Source organism: Xanthomonas cannabis pv. cannabis (assembly GCF_000802365.1).
In the GTDB taxonomy this organism is placed as follows: Bacteria; Pseudomonadota; Gammaproteobacteria; order Xanthomonadales; family Xanthomonadaceae; genus Xanthomonas; species Xanthomonas cannabis.
Genome location: NZ_JSZE01000016.1, coordinates 32734 through 45245, shown reverse-complemented (window position 1 = coordinate 45245; position 12512 = coordinate 32734). Strand labels below are relative to the sequence as shown.

General features: G+C 65.3%; 13 protein-coding genes. 7 read left to right on the top strand and 6 right to left on the bottom strand.

What is annotated here, in order from left to right:
* Positions 1-9 precede the first annotated feature (9 nt).
* From OZ10_RS03935 to OZ10_RS03910, 6 genes are all read right to left on the bottom strand, one after another.
* Positions 10-528, bottom strand: a complete 519-nt coding sequence (locus OZ10_RS03935) for a hypothetical protein (protein ID WP_039407836.1) — start codon at positions 526-528, stop codon at positions 10-12.
* Positions 528-1013, bottom strand: a complete 486-nt coding sequence (gene ybeY / locus OZ10_RS03930; protein ID WP_039407834.1) for an rRNA maturation RNase YbeY — start codon at positions 1011-1013, stop codon at positions 528-530. The genes OZ10_RS03935 and ybeY overlap by 1 nt, the downstream gene beginning before the upstream one ends.
* A gap of 25 nt (positions 1014-1038) precedes the next feature.
* Positions 1039-1536, bottom strand: a complete 498-nt coding sequence (locus tag OZ10_RS03925; RefSeq protein WP_039407832.1) for a hypothetical protein — start codon at positions 1534-1536, stop codon at positions 1039-1041.
* Positions 1533-2522 carry a PhoH family protein gene (locus tag OZ10_RS03920; protein ID WP_039407887.1) on the bottom strand — a complete coding sequence of 330 codons (990 nt, stop codon included), beginning with the start codon at positions 2520-2522 and terminating at the stop codon, positions 1533-1535. The genes OZ10_RS03925 and OZ10_RS03920 overlap by 4 nt, the downstream gene beginning before the upstream one ends.
* A 612-nt stretch (positions 2523-3134) precedes the next feature.
* Positions 3135-4604 (bottom strand): tRNA (N6-isopentenyl adenosine(37)-C2)-methylthiotransferase MiaB, encoded by a 1470-nt coding sequence (gene miaB / locus OZ10_RS03915; RefSeq protein ID WP_039407830.1) that lies wholly within the window; start codon positions 4602-4604, stop codon positions 3135-3137.
* 38 nt (positions 4605-4642) lie between these two features.
* Positions 4643-5284, bottom strand: coding sequence for a glutathione S-transferase family protein (locus OZ10_RS03910; RefSeq protein ID WP_039407828.1), 642 nt, complete (start codon positions 5282-5284; stop codon positions 4643-4645).
* A gap of 93 nt (positions 5285-5377) precedes the next feature.
* On the opposite strand from OZ10_RS03910, the gene OZ10_RS03905 reads away from it, so the two are divergent.
* The 7 genes from OZ10_RS03905 to OZ10_RS03875 all read left to right on the top strand — a co-directional run bounded on the left by OZ10_RS03905 (position 5378) and on the right by OZ10_RS03875 (position 12302).
* A complete protein-coding gene (locus OZ10_RS03905; protein WP_039407826.1) occupies positions 5378-6343 on the top strand; it encodes a helix-turn-helix transcriptional regulator in 966 nt (321 codons plus the stop codon).
* Between the two features lie 48 nt (positions 6344-6391).
* Positions 6392-7384: a lytic transglycosylase domain-containing protein gene (locus OZ10_RS03900; RefSeq protein ID WP_039407824.1), complete on the top strand. Its 993-nt coding sequence runs from the start codon at positions 6392-6394 to the stop codon at positions 7382-7384.
* A 368-nt stretch (positions 7385-7752) separates the two neighbouring features.
* Complete coding sequence (gene petA, locus OZ10_RS03895) at positions 7753-8397, top strand: ubiquinol-cytochrome c reductase iron-sulfur subunit (protein ID WP_039407822.1); 645 nt, start codon at positions 7753-7755, stop codon at positions 8395-8397.
* On the top strand, positions 8397-9656 hold the full coding sequence (locus tag OZ10_RS03890; RefSeq protein ID WP_039407820.1) for a cytochrome b: 1260 nt from the start codon (positions 8397-8399) through the stop codon (positions 9654-9656). The genes petA and OZ10_RS03890 overlap by 1 nt, the downstream gene beginning before the upstream one ends.
* Positions 9649-10407, top strand: coding sequence for a cytochrome c1 (locus tag OZ10_RS03885; protein WP_039407818.1), 759 nt, complete (start codon positions 9649-9651; stop codon positions 10405-10407). Before OZ10_RS03890 ends, OZ10_RS03885 begins: the two co-directional genes overlap by 8 nt.
* Positions 10408-11147: 740 nt before the next feature.
* On the top strand, positions 11148-11783 hold the full coding sequence (locus tag OZ10_RS03880) for a glutathione S-transferase N-terminal domain-containing protein (protein ID WP_039407816.1): 636 nt from the start codon (positions 11148-11150) through the stop codon (positions 11781-11783).
* Between the two features lie 78 nt (positions 11784-11861).
* A complete protein-coding gene (locus OZ10_RS03875) occupies positions 11862-12302 on the top strand; it encodes a ClpXP protease specificity-enhancing factor (protein WP_039407814.1) in 441 nt (146 codons plus the stop codon).
* The last annotated feature ends 210 nt before the right edge of the window (positions 12303-12512 follow it).

Sequence of the window (12512 nt, the reverse complement as noted above, 5' to 3'; positions counted from 1 at the left end):
GGCCAGGTTTCAGGGCAGGTCCAGGCTGTATCCGCAGCCGACCACGGTCTTGCCGGGGTGCGATTTGACGTTGGTCGCGCTCAGCACCACCGATTCGATCATCGCCTCGCCGGTCTTGGGGTTGGTGGTGTCCTCGCTGACCAGCTCGCGGCCGTACATGACCTTCTCGGCGTTATCCACGCCCAGTTCCAGCTGCAGCTGCCTGGCCAGCGGGCGCGGATCGGGCAGGTCCAGGATCGCCATGATGCTGGCGCCGGAAAAGGCGATGTGGTTCGTGCTGTGGCCAAACACGCGGATCGGCGTGTTGAGGGTGTACTCGGTCATGAACAAGTTGGACTGATCCAGCGGCGTCCAGCCCAGCGCCACCGCCTTGAGCGGGTCGGCCAGCACCGGCGCCAGCGCGTTGAAATCGCCGATGCGCTGGCGGCACTCGATCAATGCCGGCAGGTCGGGACGCACCGGGGCGGCCTGCGCCCAGCCCGTCACCGGACTCAGCAACAGCCCCGCGATGACGATGGCAGCGCGCATCAACGCTCCCCCGCGTAGGGATCGCCGATGCCCAGATCGGCCAGGATTTCGCGCTCCAGCTGTTCCATCGCATCGGCCTCCTTCTCGTCTTCGTGGTCCCAGCCCAGCAGGTGCAGGGTGCCGTGCACGGTCAGGTGCGCATAGTGTGCAGCCAGCGACTTGCCCTGTTCGGCGGCCTCGCGCGCCACCACCGGCGCGCAGATCACTAGATCGCCCAACAGGGGCATCTTGATGCCCTTGGGCAGGCCCTCGGGCAGCTCGGCCGGAAAGCTCAGTACATTGGTGGCGTAGTCCTTGCCGCGGTAGTGATGATTGAGCGAGCAGCCTTCCTTCTCGTCGACCACGCGCACCGCCAGATCGGCCTCGCGGATGCGGCCCTTCAGCGCAGCAGCCACCCACTTGCGAAAACTCACCGCCGAGGGCAGGCCGGCGCGTGGCAACGCATAACTGACGGCGACGTCGAGGCGGACGGGTCCACGGGTCATGGCGAGCGCTTCCTGGGCAAAGAGATCAACGAGTGCAGGTGATCAGCAGGAGCACCGTGGGCCCATTGGGCACGCGGTAGCTTGAGCTGCCAAGCGGGCCGCGCCCGCAACCGTGATTGTAATCGCGCACCCGCACGCTTGAAACGAACCCGGGCTGATCGTGCAACCAGACCGCCGCAATGCCGTCTTCCAGCAACTTGCCGATCAGCAACTGGCTGGCACGGTGCGCATGCGCGACCGGTGAACTTTCGCAACCGCGTGCATCGTTGACGGTTCCAGGCAAATCGAGCAACCAGCGTGCCGAGGGATACCCGGGCACCATCGCCTGCAGCGTTGCGGTGGGAACACTGATGCTGACAGCTTCGGTAGCCAGGGAAATACAAGGAGGCGTCACCTGGACGGCCGGAATGACATCGCGGTCGACGATCTCTGGCGGTAGCGGCGTCTGGCTGGCGTTGACTGATGCCGGCGTCGCCATTGCAATTGCAATTGCCAGCATCAGGCCGGCAATTGTCCTGCTCACTGGGGATTGCCCTTGGCAGCGCTTTCCTGCTGATCGCGCTTGTCGTAGGCAGTGACGATGCGTTGCACCAACGGGTGACGTACCACGTCGCGCGCTTCGAAGAAGGTGAAGCTGGCACCTTCCACGTCGCGCAGCACCTCGATGGCATCACGCAGGCCGGATTTGACGTGCTTGGGCAGGTCGATCTGGGTCAGGTCGCCGGTGACCACGGCAGTAGAACCAAAACCCAGGCGGGTCAGGAACATCTTCATCTGCTCGATGGTGGTGTTCTGTGCCTCGTCCAGGATCACGTAGGCATCGTTGAGCGTGCGGCCGCGCATGTAGGCCAGCGGCGCGATCTCGATGACGTTCTTCTCCAGCAGCTTGACCACTTTTTCCACGCCAAGCATTTCGTAGAGCGCGTCGTACAGCGGCCGCAGGTACGGGTCCACCTTCTGGCTGAGGTCGCCGGGCAGGAAGCCCAGCTTCTCGCCGGCTTCCACCGCGGGGCGCACCAGAATCAGGCGCTGCACGCGCGACTCGTTCAAGGCTTCCACCGCGCTGGCCACGGCAAGAAAGGTCTTGCCGGTACCGGCCGGGCCGATGCCGAAGTTGATGTCGTGGGTGGCGATCGCATGCAGGTATTTGGCCTGGTTGGCGCCGCGGCCACGCACGGTGCCGCGTTTGACCTTGATGGCCACATCCTGGGGCTGGTAAGCGCGTTCGGCCACCTGCCCGACATTGGCATCGTTCAAGCGCAGGTGGATGGCGTGGTTGTCGAAGGTGACCGAGGCCGCTTCGTCATACAGCGCGGTCAGCAGCGACTGCGCGGCGGCGATTGCCGGCTCCGGGCCGGTGATGCGGAAGATATTGCCGCGGTTGGCGATCTCAACGCCCAGCTTGAGTTCGATCTGGCGCAGATGCGCGTCGAAGGGGCCGGCAAGATTGGCCAGGCGCTCGGTGTCGTCGGGTTCCAGGGTGAAGTCGCGGTAGGCAGGTGAGTTCATGGTCGGATCGGACAGCGCGCGCAGGCGGCGTCGGTAGGGCGGCAGACGAGGGTAGCGCGCGGCATGTGATCCCACCAACAAACCGGACGGCGCAGCGTGGCGGCCTGCGGGCGGGGATGTTCTCCACAATCGCTGTGGAGTCACGCATCACTAACCTGTGGATAGAGTGCGGCAGCCCTGCTGGCACAAGGCCTGGTAGGTGAGTGGCGAAAAAATCGCCAGTGCGCGGACGGTTGTCCACAAACGATGTGGATCGAATTCGGCAAAGCCTGTGGGTAAGTGCGGCGGCACCTTGTGCAGCAAGGCGCCTCGGATGTGTGGTGAAATTTTGACCAGCGGCCGAAGGCTGCAGCCACGGCACGCGGAGCAGCCAGCCACGCGCGCACGGCGCCGGGCACGCAGATGGCGTGCACGCAATGCGTGATCCCGCTGAGAACGCTGTGCCGGGGCACGCGCATGCAAACGGCGTGCGCCGCTGCCGATCACCAGCCTCGCGATCGATGGCTGATGCAGGTTACTGCGCGCGCCGAAATGCGCGTCAGCTCGCTCGACAGACGCACTGCTGCGGTCGATGCTGCGACCGGCAACGACGACTGCGCTGCCGGAATCGGATCAAGCCTCGTCGTCTTTCAGATGAAGGCGGCCGCGCAACGAATTGCTCATCGCCTCGGTGATCAGGACATCGACAAACTGCCCGATCAGCCGCGGATGGCCGGGGAAATTCACCGGGCGCATGTTTTCGCTCTTGCCGGTCAGCTCGTTCGGGTCGCGACGCGACGGGCCTTCCACCAGCACGCGTTGCACGCTGCCGACCATGGACTGCGAAATGCTCGCCGCATGCGTGTTGATGTGCGCCTGCAAGCGGGCCAGGCGCGCCTGCTTGACCGCTTCGGGCGTATCGTCCTGCAGGTCCGAGGCCGGCGTGCCCGGCCGACGCGAATACACGAACGAAAAGCTTTGATCGAAGCCCACGTCTTCGATCAACTTCATGGTCTTTTCGAAATCCGCTTCGGTCTCGCCGGGGAAGCCGACAATGAAGTCCGAGCTGATCGAGATATCCGGACGCACCGCCCGCAGCTTGCGGATCTTGGATTTGAATTCCAGCGCGGTGTAACCGCGCTTCATCGCCGACAGGATGCGGTCGCTGCCTGCCTGCACCGGCAGATGCAGGTAGTTGGCCAGCTGCGGCACATCGCGATAGGCATCCACCAGCGAATCGGAAAATTCCAGCGGGTGCGAGGTGGTGAAGCGGATCCGGCCAATGCCCTCGATCTGCGCAATGGTGCGAATCAACAGCCCCAGGTCGGCGTACTGCGCCGCGTCGCCGGCGTCGGCACCGTAGGCGCCGCGGTAGGCATTGACGTTCTGGCCAAGCAGGTTGATCTCGCGCACGCCTTGCGCCGCCAGCTGCGCCACTTCCACCAGCACGTCCTCGAACGGCCGGCTGACTTCCTCGCCACGTGTGTAAGGCACCACGCAGAACGAGCAATACTTGGAGCAGCCCTCCATGATCGACACGAACGCCGACGGGCCCTCGGCGCGCGGTTCGGGCAGGCGGTCGAACTTTTCGATCTCCGGGAAGCTGATATCCACCTGCGACTTGCCGGACGCGCGCCGTGCACGGATCAGCTCCGGCAGCCGGTGCAGCGTCTGCGGCCCGAACACCAGGTCCACGTATGGCGCACGCTTGACGATGCCATCGCCTTCCTGCGACGCCACGCACCCACCCACGCCGATGATCACCGGCGTACCGCCGGCCTTGGCGCGGCTTTCCTTGAGCAGCCGCCAGCGCCCCAACTGGCTGAACACCTTCTCCTGCGCCTTCTCGCGGATGGAGCAGGTGTTGACCAGCACCACGTCGGCTTCTTCGGGGTTGTCGGTCAACTCCAGGCCTTCGGCGGCGGCGAGCACGTCGGCCATCTTGGCCGAGTCGTACTCGTTCATCTGGCAACCGTGGGTCTTGATGTACAGCTTGCCGCGCACCACGGCAGGCGTCGCCGGGCGGGCGACCGGCAACGGCAGCAGGGCAGGGGCGTCCACGGCGGTGGCCGCGGGCAGATCGGAAACGGATGTCCCGGGCATGGCGCTTAATCCAGGCGGGTTGAAGTGAGCCGCGCAGTTTACCCGCTTGGGCAGGCAGCGTCCGCACCGGGCCGGCCGTCGACCGCTGCAGCGCGGGCCACCGCCGGCCGTGCGGCCATCCGGGCGATGTAGGCACGGGTCGGTGCCGGCGGGTCGATCAGGCCGAATTCCACCATCCAGCCCAGTGCGCCGCCCCACAGCACATCGGCCGCGCTACAGCGCGCACCCAGCAGGTAATCGCCCTGCGCCAGCTGCGCATGGACCACCGCCAGCACGGTATCGGCGTCGGCATAGGGCGAGAGCGAGCGCGGTGGCGCCTCGCGCTTGAGCGCAAGATCCATGATCGCCGGCTCGAAGGCCGAGCCGTAGAACGCCAGCCAGCGCAGGTAGGCGCCACGGTCGGCGTCGCCTGGCGCCGGCGACAGCCCGGCTTCCGGATACATCTCTGCCAGGTACTGGTAGATGGCGCCCTGTTCGGTGACGACGCTGCCCCCATGGACAATGGTCGGGATCTTGCCCATCGGGTTGATCGCCAGGAACTCCGGCGAGCGCTGCTGGGCGTGTTCCAGATCGACCAAGCGAACATCGTAGCTGGCGCCCAGCTCTTCCAGCAGCACCAGCACACCGCGCGAGCGCGAACGGGGATTGTGGAACAGGGTGATATGGCGGGCGTCGGACATTGCGGGCTCCTGGAATGTGGCTGGGCAGTGATGGCTGGTATGCAGATCTTAGGGTCTATTGCGGACAGTTTCCGTCCGCAATACGGTTACGTCATGGCTTCGACCGCTGCCCGTCTGTTGCGACTGCTCTCCCTGCTGCAAGGTGGCCGGCACTGGCCCGGCACGGCCCTGGCCGAATGGCTGGAAGTCCACCCGCGCAGCCTGCGCCGCGACATCGAGCGGTTGCGCGAGCTGGGTTACCCGGTGCATGCCACTTCCGGCAGCGGCGGCGGCTATTCGTTGGGGCAGGGAGCGGCCGCCTTGCCGCTCCTGTTCGAGGAAGAAGAAGCGTTGACCGTGGCGATCGCACTGCGCGCGGCAGCGCCGGCCATCGCCGGGATGGACACCGCCGCCGCGCGGGTATTGGCCAAACTGGACCCGTTGCTGCCGCGGCGCAGCGGCCAGCGTGCCAGTGCCGCGCACGCGGCCATGGCCAGCATGCCGCTGGCCGAGGCCGGCACCCTGGTGGACGCGGCGATGCTGGCGCTCCTGGCCGGCGCGTGCCGCGACCGTGCCACGCTGCGGCTGCACTATCGGCGCCACTCCGGTGCGGCCATCATGCGCTGCGTCGAGCCGGCGCTGCTGGTCAACTACGGCCGGCGCTGGTACCTGCTGGCCTGGGACTGCGAGCGCCAGGACTGGCGCACCCCGCGCGCCGACCGGATCGACCAGGCCATCGCCACCGGCGCCCGGTTCGCCGCGCGTGCGCTGCCGGAGGAGCCGCTGCAACTGCTGCGCAAGGCCATCGGCGAGGCGCCGTTCCCGTGCCGTGTCCGAGTCCGCCTGGCCGGATCGCTGGAAACGCTGGCCGCGCAGATCCCGCCATGGCTGGGCGCGCTGGAAGCCGACGGGGCGGGCCATTGCTGGCTCGGCCTGGGAGCGCCGAGCCTGCCTGCGTTGGCAGCCAACCTGCTGCTGCTCGACTTGCCGTTCGAGGCGATCGCGCCGGCTGAGGTGGGCGCGTCGTTGCGCATTGCCCTGGAGGCATTGCAGACGCGACTGGACCGGTTATCGGCCTGAACGCTGACGCCCTTGGCAAGCCCGGGGCAAGCTGGGACACTCCGCCGCATGAAGGGGATGTCAAGAACGTTGGGGCTGTTGCTTTTCACGTTGTCGGCCGCGCCGGTCAGCGCCGGCACGCTGTACAAGTGCGTCAGCAGCGACGGCATCACCAGCTACCTGAGCAAGCGCCAGAGCGGGGCGACGTGCAACGTCATCAGCAGCTACGCGCCGGATCGTTCGGCGCGGCGCGTGCCGCCGGTGTCATCGCTGGCGGCACCGGGAGTGTCCGCCGGGTCCGCGCGGCCAATTGCCAGCATCAACAGCATCGACAGCGGCGCGCCTGCCACGATCATCAGCCCCCTGCCGCCACGGCGCACTGCCGAGACCGCGGCGGTTGCGGTGCCGCGTCCGCCGGCAGAGCGCGCGACATCGCTCATGCCGGTCCCCGCGCCGGCTGCAGCGGTCAATCCGCGCCGGGTGGTCAGCGGGCAGGTCTATTCCTATATGAAAGACGGCGTGCGCCACTACACCAGCGCACGCCCACGCCAGGTGGCCAGCATCGAAGGGCTGCGCACCATCCACTACAGCTTCATCGAGACCTGCTACGCCTGTGGCGCCAAGCCGGGCGTCAACTTCGGCGCGATCCGGCTCAACACGGCCGCCTACCAGCAGGAGATCGCCTCGGCAGCGCGCGAATTCGGGGTCGAAGAAGCGATCGTGCGCGCCATCATCCATGCCGAGTCAGCCTACAACCCGCTGGCACTCAGTCGCGCCGGAGCGCAGGGGCTGATGCAGCTGATGCCCGGCACCGCACGTCGCTTCGGTGTCAGCGATGCTTATGATGCATCGCAAAATATTCGCGGCGGTGTGCAATACCTGTCGTGGTTGCTCAAGCGCTTCAACGGCGATCTGACCCTGGCGGCGGCCGGCTACAACGCTGGCGAAGGCGCGGTGGATCGCTACGGCGGTGTGCCGCCCTATAGCGAGACCCAGCGTTACGTCCAACGCGTCGGCCTGCTGGCCGGCCGTTATCGCGGGCAGAACGCAAGCGCCAACTGAGCGCGCACCTCGCACGCTCACCCTGCGATGCAGCATGGCACGCTGTCGCGTGCCGGCCGATGCTGCGACGCAGTTCGCAGTGTGGTCGGCGCCGCACCCGTGTCGTGATGCAGTGACAGTGCGGCGCACTGGGTTCGCGGTGGGCCGCTTGCACGTGTGACAGCGCTGCGATGCACCGTGGTCCTGCAAGGAGTGCACAGGGCGCACCGCGGTCGTCTGCAGCGGCCATTGCATCGCGCAGCTCCGACTGCGTACATTGCATTGTCTGTGCATTAAGCGTTCCGCTACACTGCGGTCGATTCATCACGGCTGGACCCCCCGCCAGCCGTTGGCAGCCTCACGCTACCTAATCAAGATCGGAGAGCCGGATGGCCAACGATGGGGTTAACGCACCTGCCGATACCGGGCGTCGTCGGTTTTTGACCGCGACAACAGCCGTGGTCGGTGCGGTCGGAGCAGGATTTGTCGCAGTTCCGTTCGTGAAGTCGTGGAACCCCAGTGCACGCGCCAAGTTGGCCGGCGCACCGGTGACCGCCGACATCAGCGCCTTGCAGGAAGGGCAACGGCTGGTCCTGGAATGGCGCGGTCAGCCCATCTGGATCGTCAAACGCTCCAAGGCGATGCTTGATGCATTGCCGTCGCTGGACGGCCGGCTCAAGGACCCCAAGTCCGAGAACAAGGACCAGCAGCCGGAGTACGTGCTGAAAAATCCGGAATACCGCTCGATCAAATCCGACATCTCGGTGCTGGTGGGGCTGTGCACGCACCTGGGTTGCTCGCCGGAAATGGTCGCCGAGATCCGCCCCGAGCCCTACGACCCGCAGTGGAAGGGCGGTTACTTCTGCCCCTGCCACAAGTCGCGCTTCGACATGTCCGGCCGCGTCTTCGACGGCGTGCCCGCACCGATCAATCTGCTGGTGCCCCCACACCATTACGTGGACGACAACACCCTGGTGATCGGCGTCGATCCGGACGGTGCCGGTTCGTCGGCGAAAAGCACGGGGGCTGCCTGATGAGCAATATCCTGGTCCGTACTGCCAACGGCGTGTTCGATTGGGTCAACGAACGCGCGCCCGGGCTCATGCCCATGTACCGCAAGCACATCAGCGAGTACTACGCGCCGAAGAACTTCAACCTCTGGTACTACTTCGGCTCGCTGGCCATCGTGGTGCTGGTCAACCAGATCGTCACCGGCATCTTCCTGACGATGCACTACAAGACCAGCGCCGCCGATGCATTCGCCTCGATCGAATACATCATGCGCGACGTGGAGTGGGGCTGGCTGATCCGCTACATGCACAGCACCGGCGCCTCGCTGTTCTTCATCGTGGTGTATCTGCACATGTTCCGCGGCCTGATGTACGGCAGCTACCAGAAGCCGCGCGAGCTGGTGTGGATCCTGGGCATGCTGATCTACCTGGTGCTGATGGCCGAAGCCTTCATGGGCTACGTGTTGCCATGGGGGCAGATGTCGTTCTGGGGCGCGAAGGTCATCATCTCGCTGTTCGGTGCCATTCCAGTCATCGGCAATGGGCTGACCGAATGGATCATGGGCGATTACCTGCCCGGCGATGCCACGCTCAACCGCTTCTTCGCGCTGCACGTGATCGCGCTGCCGCTGGTGCTGTTGCTGCTGATCGTGCTGCATATCGGCGCGCTGCATGAAGTGGGTTCCAACAACCCCGACGGCGTGGACATCAAGAAAGGACCGAAGGGCAATCGCTGGGATGCGCACAAGCCCGCCGATGGCATCCCGTTCCATCCGTACTACACGGTCAAGGATCTGGTTGGGGTCGGGTTCCTGCTGCTCATCGCCGCCTTCATCATCTTCTTCGCGCCGGCCTTCGGCGGCCTGTTCCTGGAACACGACAACTTCACCGAGGCCAACCGGCTGGTGACGCCGGAGCACATCAAACCGGTGTGGTACTACACGCCGTACTACGCGATGTTGCGCGTGGTGCCCAACAAACTGGGCGGTGTGCTGGTGATGTTCTCGGCGATCGCCATCCTGTTCCTGGTGCCGTGGCTGGACCGCGCGAAGGTGCGCTCGGTGCGCTATCGCGGCTGGATTTCCAAGCTGGCGTTGGGCGTGCTGGTGGTGTGCTTCGTGTGGCTGGGCGTGATCGGCTCCGGCCCCGGCACCGACGCGCACGAGACCTATGTCGGGCGGGTGCTGACCTTCCTGTATTTCGCCTTCTTCATCACCATGCCGGTGTGGACGCGGCTGGACAAGACCAAGCCGGTACCGGAGCGGGTGACCACCCATGACTAATTCCAACGTGAGGTCATGGAGGTCGCGCGTGTTCGCCTTGCTTTGCGGCCTGGTGGTTGCTGGCGGTGCGGTGGCGGCCGAAGGTGGGGCGGTGCAGCAAGCTGGTAATGATTTGAGCGATCGCGCATCGCTGCAACGCGGTGCGCAGCTATTCATGAATTACTGCTCCGGCTGCCACTCGTTGAAGTACCTACGTTATTCGCGCATGGCCAGCGATCTGGGCTTGAGCGAAGCGGAGGTCATGACCAACCTCAACTTCACCGGTGCCAAGATCGGCGAGCACATCGAAGGCACCATGCCGCACGATGCGGCCACCAAGTGGTTCGGCAAGGCGCCGCCGGACCTGACCTTGATTGCACGCGTGCGCGGTACCGACTGGGTCTACACCTATCTCAAGTCGTTCTATCTGGATCAGACCCGCCCGCTGGGCTGGAACAACCAGTTGTTCCCCAACGCCTCGATGCCCAATCCGTTGTGGGAGCTGCAAGGTCTGCAACAGGCGCAGTTCGGCCCGGCCGACAAGGCCACCGGCGACAAACCGGTCGAAGCGCTCAAGCTCGGGCAGCCTGGCCGTCAGACGCCAGTGGAATTCGACCAGACCGTGCGCGATATCGCCAATTTCCTCGAATACGCGGGCGAACCTGCCGCGTTGAAGCGGCAGAGCATGGGCGTGTGGGTGATCCTGTTCCTGGCCCTGCTGACCTTCATCGCCTACCTGCTGAAGAAGGAATACTGGAAGGACGTGCATTGAACGGACCGCACGCGCACTGATCCGGTAGTAAGCAGGCAGCAAGACCAGGCAGCAAAGCCAGGCGGCAAAGCCAGGCAGCAAAGCCAGGCGGCAAAGCCACGCAGCCCCTCTCCCGGCGGGAGAGGGGTTAGGGTGAGGGTACGGCGCGCAAGTGGAGCCTGGCGCTCGCAAGCAAGCGCACTCAGCCTATCGGTCACCAGCATCCTTCGAGATGCTGCGCGGCACACGCCGTTGAACACAGCACACGATTGCGCAGGCCTAACGCGCCAAGTCGCGCTTGATAGCGCGCGCAGCCCTTTCATCAGACCTGGGTCCGCGCTCCTCGTGCGTGCACATTTTGCTGTTGCTGCAGTAATTGCAGCCCGAGCCGTCGACCGGCCATCGCAGCAGCCGACCCGGCCCCGCATCAACACGCCAGCTGCCACATCGAACGTCCTGATCGCGTCATGTACCGGTCAAACAGCATCGATGCACGGCACGCCGACGTCGATGCCCATCCAGCTGCCAGCCTCCGTGGACACTGGGCGGCGCGCACGTCACCGACGCTGGGTCGATCCGTCAGGCCACGCCCTCCATCCCTGACTGACCCGCAACATCACCTGCTGCCCAGGTGTCAATGCGCCCTAGCACTCTTGGCTTTTGCGTGACGTGATTGCACACTCGATAGACCGTGGTGACGGTCGGCGTTGGGCCGGCCGCGCCGATGCGGCCGGCGGATTCCGGTCGTCGGAGAGCCTTGAATGGCGACGAGTGTGCGTATGCGGAATACCTTGACTTTGTTTTCGTCCAACGACGACGTGTTGTGCCACCGGGTCCGTCTGGTCCTGGCGGCGAAAGGGGTGACCTACGACCTGGTGCCGGTCGACCCGCAAAATCCTCCCGAAGATCTGATCGATCTCAATCCCTATCATTCGGTGCCAACCCTGGTGGAGCGCGATCTGGTGCTGTACGCGGCCTCGGTGGTCAGCGAGTACCTGGATGAGCGTTATCCGCATCCGCCACTGATGCCGGTCGATCCGTTGTCGCGCGCGCGCCTGCGCCTGGCGATGCTGCGCATCGAACACGATTGGGTGCCACAGGTGCAGGCGATCCAGCTCGGTAACAAGACCCAGGCCGAGGCCGGCCGCAAGCGTCTGAAGGAGTTGCTGACCGCGTCGGTGCCGCTGTTCAAGGCCAGCAAGTTCTTCCTCAATCCGGAAATGAGTCTGGCCGATTGCGCGATGGCGCCGATCATCTGGCGACTGGATGCGTTGGAGATCGGCCTGCCCAAGGATGGCAAGGCCATCGAGGACTATGGCAACCGGATCTTCCGCAATCCCGGTTTCATTCGCAGCCTCACCGAGCAGGAAAAGAAGCTGCGCGACCTGCCGGGCTGATGCGACGGCTGTATGCCAACAGACCGACTTGCGATCCGCTCGCCGCCGTTGCGGGTCGTGTCCGGGTAAAATGACGCCATGAGCGAAGATTTCCCCCGCATGACCAGCCACCGCCCGTACCTATTGCGGGCCTTGGTCGAATGGATCAACGACAACGGCATGACGCCGCACGTTCTGGTGGACGCAGGACTGCCGGGCGTGCAGGTGCCGGCAAGTGCCGTCAAGGACGGCCGGGTCGTGTTGAACATCGCCGAGCGTGCCGTCGTCGGCCTGCAGGTCGACAACGACAGCGTGAGTTTCACTGCGCGCTTTGGCGGCGTCAGCTATCCCGTCATGGTGCCGATGGCTGCGGTATTGGCAGTGTATGCACGCGAAACCGGGCAGGGCATGGCGTTGCCGGACGACATCCCCGGCACCAGCAGCGAGCCGCCGGATCCCGGTACACCGCCGCCGAGCGCACCGGCGCCGGACGAGCCGCCCAGCGGCGGCAAGCGCCCGCATCTGCGCGTGGTCAAGTAGGCTTGCCGACGGTCACGTTCCAGTCCCGGTGGAGCGCGTCCGTCACATCGCGCACGATGCAGCGGATGCCTCCGGCACGTGCGTTTGCCCCGACCAATACGTCATCTAGCGCGTCATTGAAGGCGCGGCGTGTCTGGTTGCGCGCAGCGACACCGACACGCCCGCTGCCGCGTGCCTCTTCGGCACCGAGAACGACGCCATATCTCGCCT

Excerpts from the sequence above, each read along its gene's own strand:
- OZ10_RS03935 (WP_039407836.1), bottom strand. The coding sequence starts at position 528 with ATGCGCGCTGCCATCGTCATCGCGGGGCTGTTGCTGAGTCCGGTGACG.
- ybeY (WP_039407834.1), bottom strand. The coding sequence starts at position 1,013 with ATGACCCGTGGACCCGTCCGCCTCGACGTCGCCGTCAGTTATGCGTTG.
- OZ10_RS03920 (WP_039407887.1), bottom strand. The coding sequence starts at position 2,522 with ATGAACTCACCTGCCTACCGCGACTTCACCCTGGAACCCGACGACACC.
- miaB (WP_039407830.1), bottom strand. The coding sequence starts at position 4,604 with ATGCCCGGGACATCCGTTTCCGATCTGCCCGCGGCCACCGCCGTGGAC.
- OZ10_RS03910 (WP_039407828.1), bottom strand. The coding sequence starts at position 5,284 with ATGTCCGACGCCCGCCATATCACCCTGTTCCACAATCCCCGTTCGCGC.
- OZ10_RS03905 (WP_039407826.1), top strand. The coding sequence starts at position 5,378 with ATGGCTTCGACCGCTGCCCGTCTGTTGCGACTGCTCTCCCTGCTGCAA.
- OZ10_RS03900 (WP_039407824.1), top strand. The coding sequence starts at position 6,392 with ATGAAGGGGATGTCAAGAACGTTGGGGCTGTTGCTTTTCACGTTGTCG.
- petA (WP_039407822.1), top strand. The coding sequence starts at position 7,753 with ATGGCCAACGATGGGGTTAACGCACCTGCCGATACCGGGCGTCGTCGG.
- OZ10_RS03890 (WP_039407820.1), top strand. The coding sequence starts at position 8,397 with ATGAGCAATATCCTGGTCCGTACTGCCAACGGCGTGTTCGATTGGGTC.
- OZ10_RS03885 (WP_039407818.1), top strand. The coding sequence starts at position 9,649 with ATGACTAATTCCAACGTGAGGTCATGGAGGTCGCGCGTGTTCGCCTTG.
- OZ10_RS03880 (WP_039407816.1), top strand. The coding sequence starts at position 11,148 with ATGGCGACGAGTGTGCGTATGCGGAATACCTTGACTTTGTTTTCGTCC.
- OZ10_RS03875 (WP_039407814.1), top strand. The coding sequence starts at position 11,862 with ATGAGCGAAGATTTCCCCCGCATGACCAGCCACCGCCCGTACCTATTG.